General features: G+C 54.5%; 18 protein-coding genes. 9 read left to right on the forward strand and 9 right to left on the reverse strand.

Features of this window, described 5'->3' with window-relative positions:
• Window positions 1-19: 19 nt before the first annotated feature.
• Window positions 20-367, reverse strand: a complete 348-nt coding sequence (locus ABJL60_RS16805) for a DUF2794 domain-containing protein (protein WP_108829902.1) — start codon at window positions 365-367, stop codon at window positions 20-22.
• A gap of 281 nt (window positions 368-648) precedes the next feature.
• On the opposite strand from ABJL60_RS16805, the gene ABJL60_RS16810 reads away from it, so the two are divergent.
• The gene (locus tag ABJL60_RS16810) at window positions 649-2,685 is read left to right on the forward strand and encodes a bifunctional diguanylate cyclase/phosphodiesterase (protein WP_348375722.1); all 2,037 of its coding nucleotides are present in this window, start codon (window positions 649-651) and stop codon (window positions 2,683-2,685) included.
• Window positions 2,686-2,738: 53 nt separating this feature from the next.
• Here the strand turns inward: ABJL60_RS16810 and ABJL60_RS16815 are convergent, their stop codons facing one another.
• Together ABJL60_RS16815 and ABJL60_RS16820 are read right to left on the reverse strand one after the other, a co-directional pair.
• Complete coding sequence (locus ABJL60_RS16815; RefSeq protein WP_348375720.1) at window positions 2,739-4,400, reverse strand: DNA polymerase Y family protein; 1,662 nt, start codon at window positions 4,398-4,400, stop codon at window positions 2,739-2,741.
• A 78-nt stretch (window positions 4,401-4,478) separates the two neighbouring features.
• Window positions 4,479-5,099 (reverse strand): TetR/AcrR family transcriptional regulator, encoded by a 621-nt coding sequence (locus ABJL60_RS16820; RefSeq protein WP_348375718.1) that lies wholly within the window; start codon window positions 5,097-5,099, stop codon window positions 4,479-4,481.
• Window positions 5,100-5,263: 164 nt separating this feature from the next.
• Here ABJL60_RS16820 and ABJL60_RS16825 point away from each other — a divergent pair, with 164 nt between their 5' ends.
• From ABJL60_RS16825 to ABJL60_RS16855, 7 genes are all read left to right on the forward strand, one after another.
• Window positions 5,264-6,193, forward strand: coding sequence for an AEC family transporter (locus tag ABJL60_RS16825; RefSeq protein ID WP_348291086.1), 930 nt, complete (start codon window positions 5,264-5,266; stop codon window positions 6,191-6,193).
• Window positions 6,194-6,287: 94 nt separating this feature from the next.
• Window positions 6,288-7,121, forward strand: coding sequence for an S-formylglutathione hydrolase (gene fghA, locus ABJL60_RS16830; RefSeq protein ID WP_348375716.1), 834 nt, complete (start codon window positions 6,288-6,290; stop codon window positions 7,119-7,121).
• 3 nt (window positions 7,122-7,124) lie between these two features.
• Window positions 7,125-8,546 carry a Si-specific NAD(P)(+) transhydrogenase gene (sthA, locus tag ABJL60_RS16835; protein ID WP_348375714.1) on the forward strand — a complete coding sequence of 474 codons (1,422 nt, stop codon included), beginning with the start codon at window positions 7,125-7,127 and terminating at the stop codon, window positions 8,544-8,546.
• Complete coding sequence (locus tag ABJL60_RS16840) at window positions 8,543-8,992, forward strand: YaiI/YqxD family protein (protein ID WP_348375713.1); 450 nt, start codon at window positions 8,543-8,545, stop codon at window positions 8,990-8,992. Before sthA ends, ABJL60_RS16840 begins: the two co-directional genes overlap by 4 nt.
• A gap of 38 nt (window positions 8,993-9,030) precedes the next feature.
• Window positions 9,031-9,651, forward strand: coding sequence for an HAD-IA family hydrolase (locus ABJL60_RS16845; protein ID WP_348375711.1), 621 nt, complete (start codon window positions 9,031-9,033; stop codon window positions 9,649-9,651).
• Window positions 9,648-10,565, forward strand: a complete 918-nt coding sequence (locus ABJL60_RS16850) for an ornithine cyclodeaminase (RefSeq protein ID WP_348291095.1) — start codon at window positions 9,648-9,650, stop codon at window positions 10,563-10,565. The genes ABJL60_RS16845 and ABJL60_RS16850 overlap by 4 nt, the downstream gene beginning before the upstream one ends.
• Window positions 10,562-11,488: an alpha/beta hydrolase gene (locus ABJL60_RS16855; protein WP_348375709.1), complete on the forward strand. Its 927-nt coding sequence runs from the start codon at window positions 10,562-10,564 to the stop codon at window positions 11,486-11,488. The genes ABJL60_RS16850 and ABJL60_RS16855 overlap by 4 nt, the downstream gene beginning before the upstream one ends.
• On the opposite strand, the gene ABJL60_RS16860 is transcribed toward ABJL60_RS16855, so the two are convergent.
• Entirely contained in the window at window positions 11,485-12,726 is a 1,242-nt protein-coding gene (locus tag ABJL60_RS16860; protein WP_348291098.1) for an MFS transporter, read from the reverse strand. The two genes, ABJL60_RS16855 and ABJL60_RS16860, sit on opposite strands and share 4 nt — an antisense overlap.
• Before the next feature lie 126 nt (window positions 12,727-12,852).
• Between ABJL60_RS16860 and zapE the strand changes: the two genes are divergently transcribed.
• Entirely contained in the window at window positions 12,853-13,914 is a 1,062-nt protein-coding gene (zapE, locus tag ABJL60_RS16865; RefSeq protein WP_348375707.1) for a cell division protein ZapE, read from the forward strand.
• Between the two features lie 25 nt (window positions 13,915-13,939).
• On the opposite strand, the gene ABJL60_RS16870 is transcribed toward zapE, so the two are convergent.
• The 5 genes from ABJL60_RS16870 to ABJL60_RS16890 all read right to left on the reverse strand — a co-directional run bounded on the left by ABJL60_RS16870 (window position 13,940) and on the right by ABJL60_RS16890 (window position 20,923).
• Entirely contained in the window at window positions 13,940-14,542 is a 603-nt protein-coding gene (locus ABJL60_RS16870) for a hypothetical protein (protein ID WP_348375705.1), read from the reverse strand.
• Window positions 14,543-14,672: 130 nt separating this feature from the next.
• Complete coding sequence (locus tag ABJL60_RS16875; protein ID WP_348291104.1) at window positions 14,673-15,947, reverse strand: folylpolyglutamate synthase/dihydrofolate synthase family protein; 1,275 nt, start codon at window positions 15,945-15,947, stop codon at window positions 14,673-14,675.
• On the reverse strand, window positions 15,944-16,867 hold the full coding sequence (gene accD, locus ABJL60_RS16880; RefSeq protein WP_348375703.1) for an acetyl-CoA carboxylase, carboxyltransferase subunit beta: 924 nt from the start codon (window positions 16,865-16,867) through the stop codon (window positions 15,944-15,946). The genes ABJL60_RS16875 and accD overlap by 4 nt, the downstream gene beginning before the upstream one ends.
• Window positions 16,868-16,927: 60 nt before the next feature.
• Complete coding sequence (locus ABJL60_RS16885) at window positions 16,928-17,830, reverse strand: CPBP family intramembrane glutamic endopeptidase (RefSeq protein WP_348375701.1); 903 nt, start codon at window positions 17,828-17,830, stop codon at window positions 16,928-16,930.
• A 3-nt stretch (window positions 17,831-17,833) separates the two neighbouring features.
• Window positions 17,834-20,923, reverse strand: a complete 3,090-nt coding sequence (locus ABJL60_RS16890) for an ABC transporter transmembrane domain-containing protein (RefSeq protein ID WP_348291109.1) — start codon at window positions 20,921-20,923, stop codon at window positions 17,834-17,836.
• Window positions 20,924-20,987: the final 64 nt, after the last annotated feature.

Below are 20,987 nucleotides of genomic sequence, written 5' to 3' on the forward strand. Positions count from 1 at the left end.
CAGGCTGGTTTCGGTGGTGTTATTCCACACTGCGGATCAACTTGCGTTCCAAAACACGTAGCACAGTACGCAATTCCGACCCCCGGCGCAGCACCTGACCGTCCATGCCAATCACCGCGTACATTCCCTGTTTTCCACGCAGTTTTGGCCGTTTTTCAATACGGTACATCGGATTTTCAGCCGTGCGCCGGAACACAGAAAACACAGCGACTTCACGCAAGCACGAAATACCGTAGTCGCGCCATTCTCCGGCTGCTACGAAACGGCCGTATAGCGACAGGATCACGGACAGTTCCGTGCGGTGGAATGCAACCTGAAGCGGGGGCATTTCGCGTATGTTTGACGGTGGAGGCGTGTGCAAGGTCATAGGCCTTACAGTTGCGCTGTTCGTCACGCAAATCAAGTGGCCAGTCAGTCAAAGCCTCTGCAGGCGGGACCCGATGCCAATGCGGCCTGATGTCAGCTCAAAATGTGCAAAATTTTAGCGGCAATTCTTCGAAAAGACACAAATTAAACATTTGACTTTAAGACTTCTTCTTTAGGGAATGACTCATAATATTTTTTGGGGATCCGCTCGTGCCAAGTTTGCGAAAATTTTGGGTTACTGCCACTATTTTGGCATTCTGCGCGATATCCGTTGGCTCGTTTATGGCGCAACACTTTCTTGAACGGGTGCTGCAACGTGAAGCCTACACACAAGGGACCGACTGGACGCATTACATTGAAAACCAGTTGTTCAAGCTACCCGGTCTTCATAAACCTGACGGCAGTTTTGATCCGAAGCAATTGCCTGATGTTCGAAGGTTTCGTGAAATTCTATCGAATGTATTCGAAGTTGGGCACGTCTATCAAATCGACTACATCAATCTTTTGTGCCTGTGTGACATCAGCTTAAGCGCACCCCATATGCTTGTGAGCGATCACGATCATGCAGATCACGAAGGAAGCGATCATATCACGGAGAAATTGAGGCCACGTGCGCTGAACCACATCCTCAAAAGCACCAAGCCACATGCTCTGGGTCCTTCGGCGACTGCGAAGATCTACAAGTATCCGATAGATCGTGCACTGGTGACGTCCGCTGCAAAAAATGTATCGGATGACGTCTACATCCGAACAACAAACACGCCGGGATTCCCCAAAACTTTTGGTGAAGTCTTCCATCCTGTGACTATGGATGGCGAAGTGGTTTATGTTCTGCGTGCAATGGTCGATCTGGAAGAAGAGGCGGCGCAATACAAAAGCACAATCGCTATCGCTTTCATGTTCAGCGCTTTGGTTTTACTGTTTGCCATAGGGTATCCTGCACGCCAATACCTGCGCAGCTTAAAGCGACAACAATCCGCAGATAGGCGTGCAAAATTTCTTGCGTCTCATGACGTGCTGACCAATTTGCACAATCGAAACGATTTTCAGGAAACAGTCTCAGACATTCTTTGGAAATGTCAGGAAAATAAAACTGGCGCTTTGGTTTTCCTTTTTGATTTGAACGGCTTCAAAGAAGTGAATGATTACTATGGCCATCACGTCGGTGACAGCCTGTTATGCACCTTTGCGGAAATGTTGAAAAAGCATGTGCCAGATGGCGGATATGTTGCCCGGTTGGGCGGCGACGAATTTGTGGTGGTCCTTTCGGGTCTACCTTTATCCATCGCGGATCCCTTAACACATCTGCGTCTACCGAACTCCGTTGGGCTGCACATCAACAGAGGGCAGCAATATGTAAGTGCAACAATTTCAGGGGGGGTTGTACAGTTTCCAAAAGATGCCCAACGCACATCTGATCTGATGCAGATGGCCGATCTGGCGCTTTACGCTGCAAAGCCCAATCGGGCAGGCGAAGTTCAGATTTACCAACCCGAAATGAAAGAAAATTTTCTAAGTCGCCTGACACTACGCGATGAATTTCGAATGGCTTTGGACCGCTCTGAGTTGGTTCCCTTCTATCAACCGATCGTAAACATGCGGACCGGCCAAGTTGTGGCTTTTGAAGCTCTTGCGCGGTGGGATCATCCAGAAAAAGGTATTCTGACCCCGTTGGTCTTTGAAGATATATTTGAAGACGGCGAATTGAGTGCGTTGCTGGGGCAGCAAATGTTCAACAAAATTGCTGATGATATGGAAATCTGGAAGGCCAATGGCATCCCATTTCACAAGGTCGGCCTGAACGTGGTGAACGGCGATCTCAAACAGGAAGAATTTGCGCATTCTTTGCTAACCGGTTTGGCCCAGCGCGGACTGTCTCCTTCAAATTTGGTTATTGAAGTCACCGAAAACTGCTTATTCGGTCGCGACAAGGCTGCTTTTCTTGTTCACCTTGAAACCCTGCGCGAAGCGGGTTGTTCTATTGCCCTAGATGATTTTGGAACTGGGTATTCGTCAATTACACAACTGAAAGAATTGCCGGTATCCTCGGTAAAGATCGACAAGTCGTTTGTGGAAAATATTCTAGACAACGAAGATGATAAATCAATCATCCGCGCATTGCTTGGCATGAGTCATTCCATGAATTTCAAGCTTATTTTGGAAGGTATGGAAACCGTCGATCAAGTGAATTTCCTGAAAGATATGGGCTTCGTGTTGGCCCAAGGATATTATTTCAGCAAACCTGTATCTGCAGCACAGGTGCCTGCATTGGTTCTACGCCAAAATGCAATGTACACTCTTGGCGACAAGGCGGGTTAAAGCGGTTCTAAATGTGTTGGAAACAGACATTTGATGCATGGATGCAGGGTAAGTTACAAAAAATGCCCTTGGCAGAACCACCCCGCTGACATCGTGGCCCCATGGCCGAAGAACAACCAAAGCCTGTCTCCCCGGTCGGTTTCTGTTACCCAATAATCGCGTTGTCCGCTGCGCCAATTCGGATCGTCCAACCACCATTCGGGTGCCACACGTTCGGGGCCGAATGCACGGATACGGCGATGCTCACGACCTCGCCACCGGAAGACATGTGGTAATTGAGGACTGTCTTGTGCGCCAAGAGGTTCGGGTTTCCACATCAACACAGGACGCGGCCCTTGTGCTTTGGGCCAAGGGCCATCGTAAGTCCCCGACCAAGCCGCCGACATAATCTGGGCTGATTTTTCAGGAATATGGCTAGACGCGGGGTGCAAACGCGTGATGCTGTCCAACCCCACACGCGCGCCCAAACGACCAATAAGGTCTTCTATATCTTGCGCTTTAATGTGTCGCGCACGCGCCTGTGCCCCGGCCCCCAAGTGCCCGACCGCAGTTCTTTCATGCAAGGGTTCGTGCTGCACCGCTTCCAAACGCAACATATCAATTCCAAACCCCGCATCAATATCACCGACCCTCAAGGCAATAAGCGGGCGTATTCGTACAGGATCATGGGTGGGGCGGGCCAAACCAACTTCAATCATTTCCGCCGCATGGTCAGTACGAAATGCCTGCACCTGAAGACAACGCATACCGCGTCCTTTGTCCTTAAGTGACTGACATAAATTCGGCAAAAGCCGGTCCACACCCGCCATCACATCATCCGCCAACCCAATTGGTTCAGGCAAGCTCATGCGGACCGCAAAATGATATGCAGGACGAGCAGGAGAAATCGGTTCAGGCGCACTGCCCATCGCCTGATCCAGACGCAGCACTAAACCGCGCCCGAACCGACGGGCCAAAGCTGCGCGCGGTTGCCCCAGAACATCCCCCACACAACGCAATCCCAAACGCCCCAATTGTGCCGTGGTTTCGGCATCCAGACGCAACGCGGCAACCGGCAAAGGGCTTAAAGCAGAATACGTCTGCCCTGCTCCTGCAATCCTATTCTGTCGCGTATCTCGCGACATGTCGGCCACAGGCGCAGCACCACCTTTGGTCCAATGCCGTCGCTTGCCAGCGCGCGATCTGGTCGCACGCGCCTCTTGATCGATGGCGTCTCCGGACCGGTTTGATTGCGCTGCTTGCCCTGCATACCGTGCCAAAGCCCAAGCCGCCCCGCGTGTGTCTGCCAATCCCAAATGCACGCTTAATCCAAGATCCGTACAGTCATCCTGCACCACCGCAACCAGCGCGTCTTCGCCGCCAAAAAGATGGGCGCATCCAGTCAGGTCCACCACCAAAGCGTCCCAGCCTTCTTCAGACACCCAAGGGCTGAACTTGCCGGCCCAGCGTCGTAAAATAGATAAGAATCTCTTTTCTGCCAAAACGTTACGGGATTTTGCAACCAAACCGTCGCACATGGCATGTGCGTCCCGTATCGGTTGCCCCACATGCACCCCACGACCTTGTGCTTCAACATTCACAGAACAAACGGTTTGTGCATTTCCTTCTTCAGCCACAACGACCAAAGCCTGATCCCCAAGCTCCGGCTCTAAACGGATCATCCGTTCCGCCCCAAGTCTTGGAAACCACAACGATAGGATACGTCGATCTGCCATCGCCGGACCACTTCTTTCCTAAATGTTCTCCATTTGTTCCAAATTAATTAACGCGAGTCGCACGCCCGAGTCGAGACCCTATTGTGCGCCATACCGCGCCATGAACATGTCCACCGCACTTTCAACGACACGGGTGACTTCGGCATCTGTCACAGTTTTACTCACCCCAAACATCAGGCGCGGCCAGACATCGGCTTTACACAATTCGCCGAACTGGTCGGCGGCCAAAGTCAAATCATCTATCTGCAACTCGCCGCGCCCCACGGCCTGCTCGAAATACTCCGCCATCTCGCGCCGCATCACAGCAGGGCCAGACGCATAGAACGCTTGGCCAATATCTGGAAAACGGTCCGATTCAGCAACGCATATCCGGAAAATCTGTTGCCCCAAAGTGGATGTGATAAATCGCAAAAAATGCGTTCCCACCTGAAACAGCACCTGACGCGGTGGTGCAGATCTATCGATGTTGTGAATGGCATCATCCGCCTGACGCAAGCATTCAGTCGTTGCCACCTCCACGAACAAAAACCGTTTGTCCGGGAAATAGCTGTACAACGTAGCCTTGCTGACGCCTGCCGCCTTGGCAATATCGTCAACACTTGCGCCCTCAAAGCCGTCCGCCATAAAGACATCGCGCGCACCCTCTAGCACTTGGGTAAATTTGCGGCCTTTGCGCACGATTTGAACAGTTTCAGTCATATGGTCTCCAACCTTCAGATGAGCAACATAAACCGATTGGTTCACTTTCCACAGCAAAAATAACCCAAACCCAAAACTTGTCGTATGGCGTAACACCGCATCGGTGTGCCTTTAGTGCCCTCGGGCGGCTTGATTGGCGTCCTTTACAGGGCTATCGAGAAAGCATGCTGGCTATCTTCCTCAAAACACTGCCCTTCTTTGCGATCATTGCGCTTGGGTACATGGCGGGACGCACCAAGTTCTTTTCTGAAGAAGCCACAGCTTATCTCACAAAGTTCGTCTTCTACTTTGCACTTTCCGCAATGATCTTCCGATTTGCAGCCAACCTGTCCCTAAGCGAAGTCTGGGACACCCGCTTGATTGCGGCCTACCTCTGGGGCACCACATTCGTATATGGCCTAGCCACGCTGGTGGCATTCTTTCGCAAGCTCGACGTGCCCACCGCAGCCATCGAAGCACAATGTGCTGTCATCGGAAACATCGGCTTTCTAGGCATCCCAATGCTGACACTGCTGATGGGCGAAGCCGCCGTTGGACCAATCATGATGATGCTTGCGGTGGATCTGATTGTGTTTTCATCCCTAATTGTCATCTTGATAACGGCATCACGGGATGGCCGAATATCCATAGAGATGCTCAAAACCGTCGGGATCGGGTTGCTCAAAAATCCGATGATTGTGGCAATGACATTGGGGCTTTTGGTGTCTGGTTTCAGTATTCCGGTGCCCACGCCGGCCAACGAATTTCTTGCAATCCTGGGCGGGGCCGCAACGCCAGGGGCACTGTTTGCGATCGGCGCATCATTGGCATCGAAATCCGCTGAACGTCTCGAAGTGGCAGGCTGGCTTACCTTCTGCAAACTTGTGCTGCACCCGGCTTTTGTGGCCTTCGGGGCACTGTATCTTTTTTCAGTCGAACCCTACGCCGCAAGCGTGATGATCGCCGCCGCGGCCTTACCTGTGGCAGGCAATGTTTACATGCTGGCGCAACACTATGGCGCAGCACCGCAAAGGGTATCAGCGGCCATCCTTGTTTCAACGGCCATCAGCATTTTGACAGTCAGCTTTGTAATCGCATGGGTCAGCCCCGGTTAGATGTCTTTTTCCTAAAAAAACCCCCGCCAGAGGCTCCCCCCCTTTACGCATGCCCCGACGGGCGCTAGCGATGAAACAACAAAGGAGATCTGCGATGAAAACCCTATCCGAAAATGCCTGCTTTGGCGGCACACAAGGCGTCTATTCCCACACATCAAAGGCCTGCGCCTGTGACATGACCTTCGCAGTGTTCCTGCCGGAAGAAGCAAAAGATGGCCCAGTGCCCGTGCTGTGGTATCTTTCTGGCCTGACCTGCACCCACGAAAACGCCATGACCAAAGCGGGCGCGCAAGCTTGGGCAGCAGAACACGGTATCGCGCTGATCTTCCCCGACACCTCCCCGCGCGGTGACGATGTCGCCGACGACGAGGCCTACGACCTTGGCAAAGGCGCAGGCTTCTACGTGGACGCAACCCAAGAACCTTGGGCGCCACATTTCCAAATGTGGAGCTACATCACCGACGAACTCCCCGCCCTAATTGGTGAAAACTTTGCCATAGATATGGACCGCCAAGGCATCACAGGCCACTCCATGGGCGGACACGGCGCGTTGACCATGGCCATGGGCCTGCCCGGTCGTTTCAAATCGGTCTCGGCCTTCGCACCCATCTGTAACCCGACCGCCGCCGATTGGGGCCGCAAACAGCTGGCCGCCTACCTTGGCGATGATGAAACCAAATGGGCCGCCCACGATGCGACGCTTATGATGGCGGAAAAAGGGTTCGACGGCCCAATCCTGATCGACACAGGCACCAACGACCAGTTCATCGACCTGCTGAAACCCGAAGCCCTTGCCGCCGCCATAGCGACAAAACGCCAGCAAGCCACCGTGCGCCTGCAACCGGGCTACGACCACAGCTATTTCTTTGTCTCGACCTTCATGGAAGACCATGTCGCCTTCCACGCAGACGCCCTCTACGCGGAGTAACGCATGGCCCATTACGACCTTATCATCATCGGTTCAGGCCCCTCGGGACGCTCTGCGGCGATCCAAGCCGGCAAACTGAAACGCAAGGTTCTGGTCATCGACCGCAAGGACCGTTTGGGCGGGGTGTCCGTGCACACAGGTACAATCCCGTCAAAAACCCTGCGCGAAACCGTGCTGAACCTATCGGGCTGGCGCGAACGGTCTTTTTATGGCCGCAGCTACCGCGTGAAACAGGAAATCAGCGCTGATGATCTAAAGGGGCGTTTGCACCAAACCCTCGATCACGAGGTCGACGTGCTGGAACACCAATTCAACCGCAACCATGTCGAAACTCTGAACGGCACCGCGCATTTCATCGACGCCAACACAGTTGAGGTCGAAACCGAAGCGGGCGAAACCACCACCATCACGGCCGACAAATTTCTGATCGCCACAGGCACCAAAACCTACCGCCCCGACTATATGCCGTTCAACGGCACTACAATCGTGGACAGCGATGAATTCCTCGAAATGGATCACCTGCCGCGCAGCCTGATCGTGGTGGGCGCGGGCGTCATCGGCGTTGAATATGCGTCGATGTTTGCTGCCCTCGACATCAACGTGACATTGATCGAACCCCGCGACAGCTTCCTTGATTTCATCGACACAGGCATCATCAGCGACTTCACCCATCAGATCAAAGAAAACGGTGTGGATTTGCGGCTGGGGTCTTCCATCGAAAAAGTCGAAGACGCAGGTGAACACGTCGAGGTCACTCTGGAAAATGGCCGTCATGTGCGCGCCGAAATGTTGCTGTTTGCCGCTGGACGCATGGGAGCCACCGACAAACTGAACCCGAAGGCGGCAGGGCTGGAAACAGACCACCGTGGGCGGCTGGACGTGGACCGCAAAAGCTATCAAACCTCCGTCAAACACATCTACGCTACAGGCGACGTGATCGGGCACCCGTCGCTGGCCTCAACCTCTGGGCAACAGGGTCGCGTTGCCGCCTGCCATGCGCTGGATACGCCAACACTGGGCGAAAGCGCGTGGTTCCCATATGGCATCTATTCCGTCCCCGAAATCTCGACGTGCGGCATGTCCGAAGAGGAAATGCAGGAACGCGAAATCCCTTATGAAGTCGGCGAGGCGCGTTTCCGCGAAACCTCTCGTGGGCACATTATGGGGCTGGAACACGGCATGCTAAAAATGCTGGTGTCACTGAAAACACGCCGCGTGCTAGGTGTGCAAATTGTGGGCGAAGGCGCGACCGAACTGATCCATATCGCGCAAGCCGTGCTGAACCTGAAAGGCACTGTGGATTATTTCGTGCAGAACACCTTCAACTACCCCACGCTGGCCGAGGCCTATAAAATCGCAGGGCTGGATGCCTTCAATCGCATGCCGATCCCAGAAGAATTCAAAGCGCCGGACAAAAAGAAGTGAGCCTTTATATCGACGCCGACGCCTGCCCTGTCAAAGAGGAAGCGGAACGCGTCGCAACCCGGCACAAATGCCAGATGTTTGTGGTGTCCAACGGCGGCTTGCGCCCTTCGCAAAACCCGCTGGTGGAAAACGTGATCGTAGACGCAGGCCCAGACGTGGCTGATATGTGGATCGCGGATCGTTGTGGCCGCGGCGACGTGGTGGTGACAGGCGACATCCCACTGGCCGCGAAATGCGTCGAGGCGGGTGCGCGCGTTCTGAAACACAATGGCGAAGCGCTTACAGCGGCAAACATCGGCAACGTCTTGGCCACGCGCGACCTGATGACAGACTTGCGGGCCGCTGACCCTTTTCGCCAAGGCGGAGGAAAAGGGTTTACCAAAGCCGACAGGTCGCGTTTTCTGGAAGCGTTAGAACGTGAAATGCGGGCAGCAGCGCGGCAGTGACTTAAAGGCGCGAAAAGCAGAATGACAAGGAACATCGAATGACCATCAAAGCTGTTGTTTTCGACATAGGCAACGTCCTCATCGGCTGGCAGCCAGAACAGTTTTTCGACAGCGTGATTGGGGCAGATCGCAGACGCGCGTTCTTTGCGGCCGTGGATCTGCATGGCATGAACGATGGCATTGATGCAGGCGAAAACTTTCACGATGTTTTGCGCCAAACCGCGCAGGACAATCCCGATTGGGCCACAGAGATCAACATCTGGCATGATCGTTGGATTGATTTGGCCGCCCCTCTGATCGACCATTCCGAACGCCTTATGTATGCATTGCAAACCAAAGGCATTCCGGTGTTTTCCCTGACGAACTTTGGCATCCAGACCTACGACATCGCGGCCGAAGTCTATCCCTTTATGCGCAAATTTGATCGAGATTTCATCTCGGGCCACATGGGTGTGATCAAGCCAGACCCTACCATTTACCAGATGCTGGAAGACGGCAGCGGGTTGTCAGGGGATGCTTTGATCTTTGCAGACGATCGTCAGGACAACATCGACGCGGCAAAGGCCCGCGGCTGGCAAACCCATCTATTTGAGCACCCCAAGGGCTGGGCTGACAGACTTGTGGCGGAAGGCCTGCTGACAGCACAAGAGGCCACATGACACAGATCCCCTTCATTCCATTTGCCGAAGGCGAAGCCCTGCTGGACTGGATCGGCCTGACAGACGCATTGGCGGCGGGTCATGCCCTGCCCAAAGCCGAAATTGGCGACACGTTTTTATATCGCGACCCCGATACATTGCTAAGCCGTGCGGCGTGGATTGATGGCCTTGGTATGGCTGTGAAGACCGCAACCATATTCCCCGGCAACCCCGCCAAAGATGCGCCAATGATCAACGGGGGCGTCAACCTGTATTCGGATGCTGATGGCACGCTGGAAGCCATCGTGGATTTCCATCTGGTGACAAAATGGAAAACGGCAGGGGACAGCCTGACAGCCGCGCGCCGCCTGGCCCGCCCGGACAGTCGCAACATCCTGATTGTGGGCGCTGGCACCGTGGGGCGCAATCTGCACAGCGCCTATTCCGCCGCATTTCCAGACGCGCACTTCACGGTGTGGAACCGTACCCCAGCCAACGCGCAAGCCATGGCAGATGCTGTGCCGGGCCTGCGCATCGCTGACGATCTGGAAACCGCAGTTGGCGCCGCAGACATCATCACCTCGGCCACCATGTCCACCAGCCCCTTAATCAAAGGCGCGTGGCTGCGGCCCGGACAGCACGTCGACCTTATCGGTGCATACCGACCGGACATGCGCGAAGTCGACGATAACGCACTGCACCGCGCGCGCGTGTTTGTCGACAGCTACGACACAACTGTGGGCCACATCGGCGAAATCAAAATCCCCATCGAACAGGGGCACTTTGCCCAAAGTGACATCGTCGCCGATTACTACGATATTGAAGCGTTCAAACGCGGTTCTGACGACGAAATCACTTTGTTTAAGAATGGCGGTGGCGCCCATCTTGATCTGATGACCAGCCGCTACATTCTTGAACGCTGGCGCACCCGATGACTGTTTTTGCCGTTCTCATACTGATCGCGCTGATTGCCATCCCCTTGGTTATAGAAAAATCGCGCAGCGTTATGACGCAAGACGCCCGCAACACGGCCCCCGGTGAATTTGCGCAGTTGTCGAAGGGCGTGACGCATTACAATTGGTATGGCCCGGCGCGTGGCCCCGTGGTCGTGTGTGTGCATGGCTTGACGACGCCCTCTTTTGTTTGGCGCAGCATGGTTCGGGGGTTGGCCGTTATGGGCTTTCGGTGCCTGACATACGATTTGTACGGGCGCGGCTATTCAGACAAACCAAAAGGCAAGCAAGACGCCGAATTCTTCTTGAACCAGCTCAACGAGCTTCTTTCGGACCAAGGTGTGTCGGATGATATCACCATTGTTGGATACTCAATGGGCGGTGCGATCTCGACCTTGTTTGCGGCCCAAAACCCTTCGCGTGTGCGGCAATTAATTTTGCTGGCGCCCGCAGGTATGGGCATCGTGGCCGGACGCCTTGGGAACTTCATCGTCAAAACGCCTGTTATTGGCGACTGGCTGATGCTGGCGTTTTACCCCGGACAATTGCGCAAAGGCATCAAGGCAGAAGCGGATTTTCCCAAAAGCGTCGAAGGCATGGCGGATTTGCAAGAAAACGAGCTGAAGTTTCGGGGCTACCTGCCGGCCGTTCTGGCAAGTTTACGCGGTGTACTGTGGCGGGCTTTGAAAGAAGAACATCAGATCATCCAGCGCGCGGGCATTCCCGTGCTGGCCATCTGGGGCCGCGAAGATACCGTGATCCCAATCGCCGCTGTAGGAACTTTGGCAGAATGGTCCCGCAATGCGACGCAGGAAATTGTGGACGGTGCGGGGCACGGATTGACCTATACACACACCGATGCCGTGTTGCGTCTGATCCATGACAACCTGCCCGGGGCCCGTTAAGCCGCCTGCGCCTGCCCCAACGGTTTTTCGCGGATCGGCAAATGCACAATCGCGCTGAAGGCGCCGACGCCGACACCAATCCACCAAACCGTTTCATAGCTGCCGTACAAATCGTACATCCGCCCCCCAAGCCACACACCCAGAAAACTGCCCAACTGGTGGCTGAAAAATACGATGCCATACAGCGTTCCCATATATCGCAACCCGTAAATATGCGCGACAAGGCCCGAGGTCAGCGGCACAGTGGCCAACCAAAGCGACCCCATGGCAACAGAGAAAAGCAAAACCGTCGCAGGCGTCATGGGGAACATGATAAACAAGGCAGCCACAACAGTACGAGCGACGTAAATACCCGCCAGCAGGTACTTTTTGGAATAGTGTTTGCCGGCCCATCCCGCGATCAAAGTGCCTGCTATATTGGTAAGCCCGATAAGCGAAATAGCAACAGCACCCAAAGCTGATGTGGTGGTGATGCCGATGCTATGCAGTGCGCCTCCGGGCAGGATCGGGCCGCAGACTTCGGTGACGAAGGCGGGAAAGTGGGCCGTGATAAACGCCAATTGATAGCCGCAAGAAAAGAAGCCCAAGAAGATCAGCGTGTATGATGGATCTTTGAACGCCTTGACCAGAATTTGGCCCATGCTTTCTTCAAGTTCCGCTTTACTGGCCATTTGTGGCACGCGCATGAAGGGCAGGGTAAAGATCATCGCCAATACCGCACCGGCAAACACCAAAAATACGGATTGCCATGTCATCATGGTTAACAACCATTCCGCCAAAGGCGCACCAAATACCTGTCCCGCACTGCCCGCAGCCGTTGCAATAGCCAACGACATCGACCTGTTTTCGTCGCTGGACGCACGACCGACAACGGCCAGAATGACGCCAAAGCCAGTGCCCGCAATCCCAAAACCCACCAGCCAGGCATAGGTCTGATGTTCAATCGGGGACGTGCCATTGGCAGATAAAACCATCCCCAACGCATAGGTCGCAGCGCCAATAACGATGGCTTTGCGGTCACCAACTTTTTCCGCAACCGCACCAAAAATCGGTTGCCCCACACCCCACGCCAGATTTTGAATGGCGATGGCCAAAGAAAACTCTGCCCGCAACCACCCAAATTCCTCGGCAATCGGGATTTGAAACACACCAAAGGATGCTCGTATCGCGAAGCTGACCATGATGATTGCGCATCCCACGATCAAAACCGGAGTGAATATCGTGCTACGCTGGCCCATGATCGCCTCCCCCGTGGTATTCGGGCACATTAACTGCAAATATCTGTTGGTCAATTCAGCGTTTATTCATAACCCATCACAAAGACTGATCTTTTCACCACGCATCGCGCGAGATATGCCAAACCCATGACCGACTTACCCCGCATCTATACTGATCTTGTTGCTTCAGGCGCATTGACGGCAGACCCCGCGCAAGAAGCAGTTCTGCCGCAGTTCGAACGCATTCGCGCGGCTTTGGCCGAGCCTGCCAAAAGCGGATGGTTTCGCAAAGCACCAGAACCACCAAAGGGCTTGTATCTGTGGGGCGGTGTCGGGCGCGGGAAATCTATGCTGATGGATTTGTTCGCGCAGAACATTGGTGACATTCCCGCCCGCCGCGTCCATTTTCACGCCTTCATGCAAGAGGTCCAGGCCGCCATGCACGCAGCGCGCGCCCAAGGGGTGAAAGACCCGGTCGCACCTGTGGCCGCCGATATTGTGGCGTCAGTCAAAGTGTTGGCATTTGATGAAATGCAGATCACGGACATCACGGATGCCATGATCGTGGGCCGCCTCTTCGAGGCCTTGTTCGAAGGCGGAGTGGTGGTTGTCACAACCTCGAACCGCGTTCCATCGGAGTTGTATAAACACGGGCTGAACCGCGAAGCATTTTTGCCCTTCATCGCCTTGATTGAAGACAAGATGCAGCTGTGGGAATTGGTCAGCCCCACCGATTACCGTCAAGACCGGCTGTCAGGCACACCGGTGTATTTCAGCCCCGTAGGGCCTGATGCCCGTGCGGCCATGGACGCCGTGTGGACAGACCTAAGCGGCGGCCCCGCAGACCCTTTAACGCTAAAAGTCAAAGGCCGCGATGTTGTGCTGCCCAAGTTTCGCAACGGCGTGGCACGTGCCAGCTTTTTTGACCTGTGTGGCGCGTTCTTGGGCCCCGCCGACTACCTTGCGATAGCCGAGGCTGTGAAAGTGCTTTTGATGGATGACATCCCCACTTTGTCGCGCTCGAATTTCAACGAAGCAAAACGCTTTGTCACACTGATCGATGCGCTTTACGAAGCCAAAGTACGCCTGATTTGCTCGGCTGCAGCGCAGCCGGAAATGCTGTATCTAGAAGGCGAAGGGACGTTTGAATTCGAACGTACCGCGTCACGTTTGCGCGAAATGCAGTCCAGCGATTGGGCGCAACCTTAGCGACGCGACCTCAGTTCAGTTCAGTTCAGTTCAGTTTTGATCGCACTTTGATGGCTTGCAAAAGCGTTTCGGTGTCCAATCCGCCATCAACAGTCTGTAATGACACAGGCACCAAAAACTCTCCGCGCCCGGCGGCTGCGTTCAAAACCGTATCGATATAGTTTTCGGGTTCTTGTGCCGAAAGAGTTTCCACAAGCAAGCTATGCAGCCGGTCACCGGGACGCGTCACATGCCCGAAATCAGTCAAAACCGTCGCTGTCAGCCCACGCAAATCATAAGTGATAATGTCGCCGCTGCTCAGGCGGATCGGATCACGTTGCACAGGGTCTGGGCCAACGGAAAACAGCGACGTGTTGGACCGCGTCACAACCCCATCGTCGGCCCCGTCATAGGCTGCGCCATCTGCGGCAATCACAACTGCCGATGGCGCGTCCGTCAAGTCTTGTGGCAACAATTCACCATTTGCAAATTGATCTGCCGGATAGCCCGGCTGCAAAACGATAAGGCCAATAGTGATCGTAACAAACGCCGATCCGATGGCCGTCAGTTGAACATTTGAAGAAAATTCGCCCGTTTCAGGGTCTTTCAACCCTTTCATCAAAGCCGCAAAATCCATGCGCCCGAACATGTTGCATCCCCCAAGATACGAAGGCAGTGATGCCAGGCATCCTACCCTTTGTTGATTACCGCAACATATACGCGCAAGGGCCAAGCCCCGTCAACATGATGCGGTGCAGACCGGATCATAGCAGCTTGAGTTAGCCGTTTTCGCGTAAAATAGCCCCCGCCAGATACAAGGACCCGCAAATCAGGACGCGTGCATCAGGTGCCGTGGCCAGAATTTGCGTCAAAGCCCCTGCCACGTCTTCTGCCGTTTGTGCTTGCATCCCTACGCCTTGCGCGGCTTTCGCCGTATCCGCAGCGCTGAGCGTGTTGGCCTCGCCCGGAATAGACACGGCCGTCAGATGCTCTGCATGGTCAGCCAAAGGCGCAAGGTAACCGCTAACGTCTTTGGTGTTAAGCATACCGCAGATCAGGTAGGTTTTCCGCTTGGGTAAACTTTCCAAAACCGCTGCCAAGGCAAGGCCCGCTGCAGGGTTGTGCCCGCCGTCCAACCAAAGCTCTGCGCCATTTGCCAAGTCTATCAATGGCCCCGATTTCAACCGTTGCATACGTGCAGGCCAGTCGGCTTGCGTGACTGCGCCTTCGCAGGCCGTTTCCCCAAACCCCAGATGGCGCAGCGCCATGACTGCAGCGCCCGCGTTCTGAATTTGATGCGCCCCGGGCAAATTTGGAACAGGCAAATCAAGCAGTCCGTTGTCGTCCTGAAACGCGATACGTCCCGCGTCAGGTTCAATATGCCACTGTTGCCCATAAGCCATCAAAGGGGCGCCGTGGCGTGCAGCAACATCTTCGATCACCTCAAGCGCTTCTTCGGGTTGCGGGCCTACGATGCAAGGGACTGATCGCTTGATGATCCCCGCCTTCTCGCCCGCGATTTTTGTCAGCGTGTCACCCAGAAACTGTTCGTGGTCGATCGATACAGGTGTGATCACCGTCAACGCGGGTTTTGCCACGACGTTGGTGGCATCCAAACGCCCGCCCAAACCAACTTCAAGCAACGTATAATCGGCGGGAGTCCGAGCAAAAGCCAGCAATGCCGCACAGGTCGTGATCTCGAAATACGTGATATTACCGCCATCATTTGCCGCATAACATTCGTCCAGAATGTCAGTCAGCGCCTGTTCTGAAATCAATTCACCTGCAAGCCGAATGCGTTCATGAAAACGGGCCAAGTGCGGTGAGGTGTACGCATGCACACGCTTGCCTTCTGCCTCAAGCCCTGCCCGGATCATTGCCTGCGTTGACCCTTTGCCGTTTGTTCCCGCGATATGAATCACAGGCGGCAAATCGTTCTGCGGATTGCCCAAAGCCTCCAGCAATCGCCACACACGATCTAACGTCAGATCGATGATCTTGGGATGCAGCGCCATCATCCGCGCCAACACCGCGTCCGATGTTTGGGCGCTCATGTTGCGTCGGCTGCTTCGGAATCTGCATCAGGGCTTGCGTCCGGCGCAGGCAGATCACCTTTCACCGGCGGCGTCAGCCCCATCAACATGCGCGTGATTGTAATCAACTCGTCGCGCATTTCCGTGCGTGATGTCACACGGTCCAACATCCCGTGATCCAGCAGATACTCGGCGCGTTGGAAGCCTTCTGGCAGCTGTTCACGAATGGTTTGTTCAATCACACGTGGACCCGCAAAACAGATCAAGGCATTGGGTTCCGCAATATGCACATCGCCCAGCATCGCGTAACTGGCAGTCACGCCACCTGTGGTGGGATGCGTCAAAACGACGATGTAAGGCAGGTTGGCTTCTTTCAGCATCTGGATTGCAACCGTGGTGCGCGGCATTTGCATCAAAGACAAAATGCCTTCTTGCATGCGCGCCCCCCCTGCGGCGGAAAACAGGACCAGCGGGCGCTTAAGCTTTACCGCTTCTTCGGCCGCCGCGATGATGGCGTTGCCGACATACATGCCCATGGACCCACCCATGAACGAAAAATCCTGCGCCGCTGCAATGATCGGTGTGCGGCCGATTTCGCCACGCCCCACAAGCATCGCATCCTTTTCGCCTGTCGTCTTTTGCGCGGTTTTCATGCGCTCGGGGTATTTCTTCTGGTCCCGAAAGCTGAGCGGATCCGCGATGGGTGCAGGCACATCTACTTCTGTAAAAATGCCGCCATCAAATAGGGAAATGAACCGGTCACGTGGCGTGATTGCCATGTGATGGTTGCAGTTTGTGCAGACGTTCAGGTTGTCCGAAAGCTCGCGGTGGAAAAGCATCGTGCCGCATTCGGTACACTTGGTCCACAGGTTGTCCGGCGTCTCGCGGCGCGAGAAGATGGAGTTGATACGTGGGCGGACGTAATTTGTGATCCAGTTCATTACCGGTTCCCTACTGTCTTTGGTTCTGTCTCAGATAATCTGCGTGGACCACAATTGCAATCAACGCTGCAACCCCAAACGCGCTGTCAGCCAACTGACCCCCAAAAACCCAAGATCCACCCACAACCAAGCACGGACGATTTCGGTATTGGACGCATCAAAGGGCGTCACATAAAGCGCCAGCGCATGCCAGTTGTCGGGCAGTGTCACGAACAGCATCGCAATCACATTGTTCACAAAATGCAACGCGATGGCGGGTCCCAACGTGCCAGATCGCGCCGTTAAGTCCGCCGCCGCCATGCCAAACAGCATCGCCCAAAGCGCAATGTACCAGGCGTTTTCACCGGCCGACGCCGTATCGTAGTGCAAAAGACCAAACAGTACCGATGGCAGCACCATCCAGATCAAAGGGGACTGAAACCGTGCGCCCAGTTGCTGTTGGATATAGCCGCGAAACACCACCTCTTCTGCGCTGGTCTGGGCCAGAATTGCCACCAAAGACAGCGGCAACAGAACCAACCATTGAGACATTGCAACATTAGACACAAGGTCTGCGCCATATCCCCAAGGCGGCAGAATTTCCAACACGACATTCACAATCACAAGCGCCAGAACGACGATGATAAACTGACCCTTCATCGCCCTCAGATCACCAAACACGGTCATGCCAGATCGTTCATGAAGAACCCAAAGCACCAAAAAGACAGAAGGCACCAACAATCCATAAGCAAACAGCGTTGTCAGAATTGCGCCCGGCGTTTCGCCTGTACCCATCTGCAACTGGCCAGCGTCCAAGCCCGTGGCCTCTGCCGCTACCGTGATCAGCCCTGCAAACAATTGCCCAAGCGCCGAGAAGACAACCACAACCAGCAAAATACCAAAGGCCAACCGCCACAGTTGCATGTGGCTTTTGGCAGGTGCCACAAAAGACTTATGCGCACGATAAGCAAAGTCGCGGCGCATTTCTTAAGTCGCCTCTGGCTCTGGATCACCGAAATCTTGCGGCACATCGACTTGCGCCTTTGCCAACAATTCCGCAGCACCCTGCAAATGCCCCCCGACGGTTTGTAACAACGTCAGCAAAGCGGTGGTGTCGCTTTCAATCACTGCTTTGAATTCCCGCGCCCCGATCCGCAAGAACACCGTTTCTTCCTCGGCGATCAAATCGACTTGTCGGGTTTCGTCCAAAAGCACGGCCAAATCGCCAATCAAACGCCCCGGCAGAACAGTCGATACAACACGCCGGGCCCCTTCCCCGTCATCAAAGAACATACGCGCACTGCCCTTGACACAAAGCCACGCGGCATCTGCCACATCACCTTTGCTAAAAATTTTCTGACCCGCAGGGGCCGTGTACCAGCGCGCGGCAAACGCCAGCAATCTTTGGTTGCGAACGTCCAGCTTTGCAAAGGTTTCGGTACGGGAAATTTCGCGCATTTTGCTGCGCAGATCGTCCGATCCACCGTCAGGAAGCAGATCGATTTCTTGTTTTTGAATGCCGTCTATCCTGCCGTTTTTGATTTCGACAAAAAGGTCATATTCACTTGGGTTTTCAAAGTTGTCTTCCATGAATATCAGCGTTGTATCAGGCATCAATTTGCGCAAAGCCGTGCGTGTTTTACGCCGGCTGTCTGCGTCATGGCTGGCCAGTGCTTTATCCAGTACCAAGATATCGGGTTTTTTGATCCCGGCCCTGCTGAAGGCCGCGCGTTCTTGAAACACGGGCGGCAGTTGCGATCCGGCAAGGCCCGCGGGAATGTCGAAAATCGTTTCAGCCACAAGTCGGCGCAGACCTTTTTCTGTCAGCAGGTCAGAGATCACTTCACGAACTTTTTCCGCCTTGGCCCCCGCCATTGCAGATACCAGCCCGTACATCAGATTTTCCATCAGCGTCAGCCGCGGCAGATAATTTTCCGGGGCCAACGGCACAAACAAATCCCCCGATCGTTCCCGCAATTCAGCCGCTTTGGTACGTCGGATGTTCAAAATCTCTTGCTTGAAGCTGTCTGGAAAGGCTGGGCCGATTTGTTCGGCTGTGAAGGCAAACGGAACCGTCAAAAACAGTGCGAATTCTTCCGCATTCAGGGCTTTGTCACCAACTTCACGACGCCTTGCTGCGATATCCACCAATTGTTCATACAGCGTTTCTTCAACGCCCAAAGCTGTGAAAAGCGGGTGGTTGGTGCCATCGCGACCAAAAGTCTGGTGCAGCGTTTCAACCACGGTTTGTGAAATAGCGATACCTTCTTCGGCCAAGCCCTGTTCCATAATCAGTGCCAAAAAGCTTTTTTCGGCCACCAGTTCTTCCGGGCTTAATTCGCGGGCAGGTGCCGCAAACAACAAGTTGCCCCCCAAAGGCACCGACGGGTTGAACTTGTCAGGGTCGAACCGATTGATTGCCTTATCCAGCCCTTTGGCCTTCAACCTGTCGAACACCTCGTCTCGAAGTCCAACCACGGCCTTGGCCAACTCGGGGTGCATTTTGGGGTCTACGCGGCTTGTCAGCATCCGCTGGAACATGAATTCGTCGATGCCCATGGCCTGCACCAATTCAAACCACCAGCTGCGGATGTCATCACCGTCTTTCAAATCGGCAAGGGCCGGATCCACCCAGTCGGCGCGAAGGCTATCAGCGCTGTTGCCCGATCGCGCGGCCTCATTGGTGAAACGGTCCCGTCTGCTTGGATCCCACAGCACAGTTTTCGGGCTGGTCATCAGGGGCATCATCAAATTGCTACCTAATGTGCCATCGAACAGATACGGCCGCGAATGGGCATAACCGATGCGCGCAGCAATCACCGCTTGGTGCAGTTCGGACAGCTTTTGTCCATCCACACGCACGTTGCCGCGCACCGGCAATATCTCGCGGGTCAACAGCTCTGCAAGCGCGGTGCGTTCCGTCCCGTTCGGCACTTTGATCGCAACCCGCGCACCTGACGGAATCGTCAGATTGATGTCTTCCAGCACCGGATTTCCCGAGGCATTGCGCACCGTCACATGGTCCAGTTCAATTGTGCCGCGCAGATGCGGCATGGAAGAAGGTTCACCTTCAAACAATGTCTCGTCGATAATACCCTTTGGATTAAACCGGTCGACAACGATTTCCCACCGCAAGGACATGTCCTGAACTTGGTTGTAGTAGGTCAACAGTTCTTTCCACGGGTTCGACAGATCTTTGTAAGCGGCAAGTGCAGCGACCAAAGCGCCCACCGTAATCTCGCCCTGAATGGCCAGATACCCACCAACGGCGTAGAAAAAGAACGGCGTCAGCTGGGTGATGAAGTTGTTGAGAAACTTCATGAAGAATTTTTTGTTGTAAATTTTGTAACGGATTTCGAAAAGTTGGCCCAAACGATCTGTAAACCCTGCCAAACGATAGCGAACGCCACCATTTGTGCGCAAGTCCGTGATGCCTGCCGCACTTTCCCCGATTTCCGATGCCAGCGCCCGAACTTGCGTGATGCGCTGTTTGTTCAGTTGGTTGATCTGGCGTTGGATCATCGGGATCAGCCAGGCCTGCAACGGGATTAACGCGATACCAGCCAACCCGAACCAAACGGATTGCAAGAACAAGAACGTCACGATCAGCAACATCTGTCCCGCCTGAAACAGCGGCTGCGCCACCGCATCGCCCATCAAGCCGCCCATTGGTTCGGCTTCGGATGTGACCATCGCCACCAGTTCGCCCTGACTGGTTTGTTGGAAATAACTGCGTGGAAACCGCATCATACGCGAGATCAGCGAATAGCGGAACCGTCGCAGCAGCCGCTCGGACGTGATACCCTTCATTGTGTTCAGGCGCATTTTCAGCAGCCCATGGCACAGCACAGCCAGTAGATAGCCAACGCAAAGCGCCAAAAGAAACTGCGTCTGGCTTAGCTCATAACCGAACACATCCAGAACTGCCTTTTCGGCACCTATCGCATCGTTGATGATCCGCTTGGGAAGTTCCAGCGTCGCGTACAAAAACGGGAAGGTGATCAATGTCACCAAAAGCAGCGTAAACTGCTCTCTTTTGGAGTGTTTCCAAATGAAGGTAAAAAGCGTGCGATCCATAATGGGGCGTCTCAAATTCCTGCACGGTCAGGGAATACTGGCACAGGCCAAAAGATTTAGGCCC

It is taken from the genome of Ascidiaceihabitans sp. (assembly GCF_039986515.1).
Lineage (GTDB): Bacteria > Pseudomonadota > Alphaproteobacteria > Rhodobacterales > Rhodobacteraceae > Ascidiaceihabitans.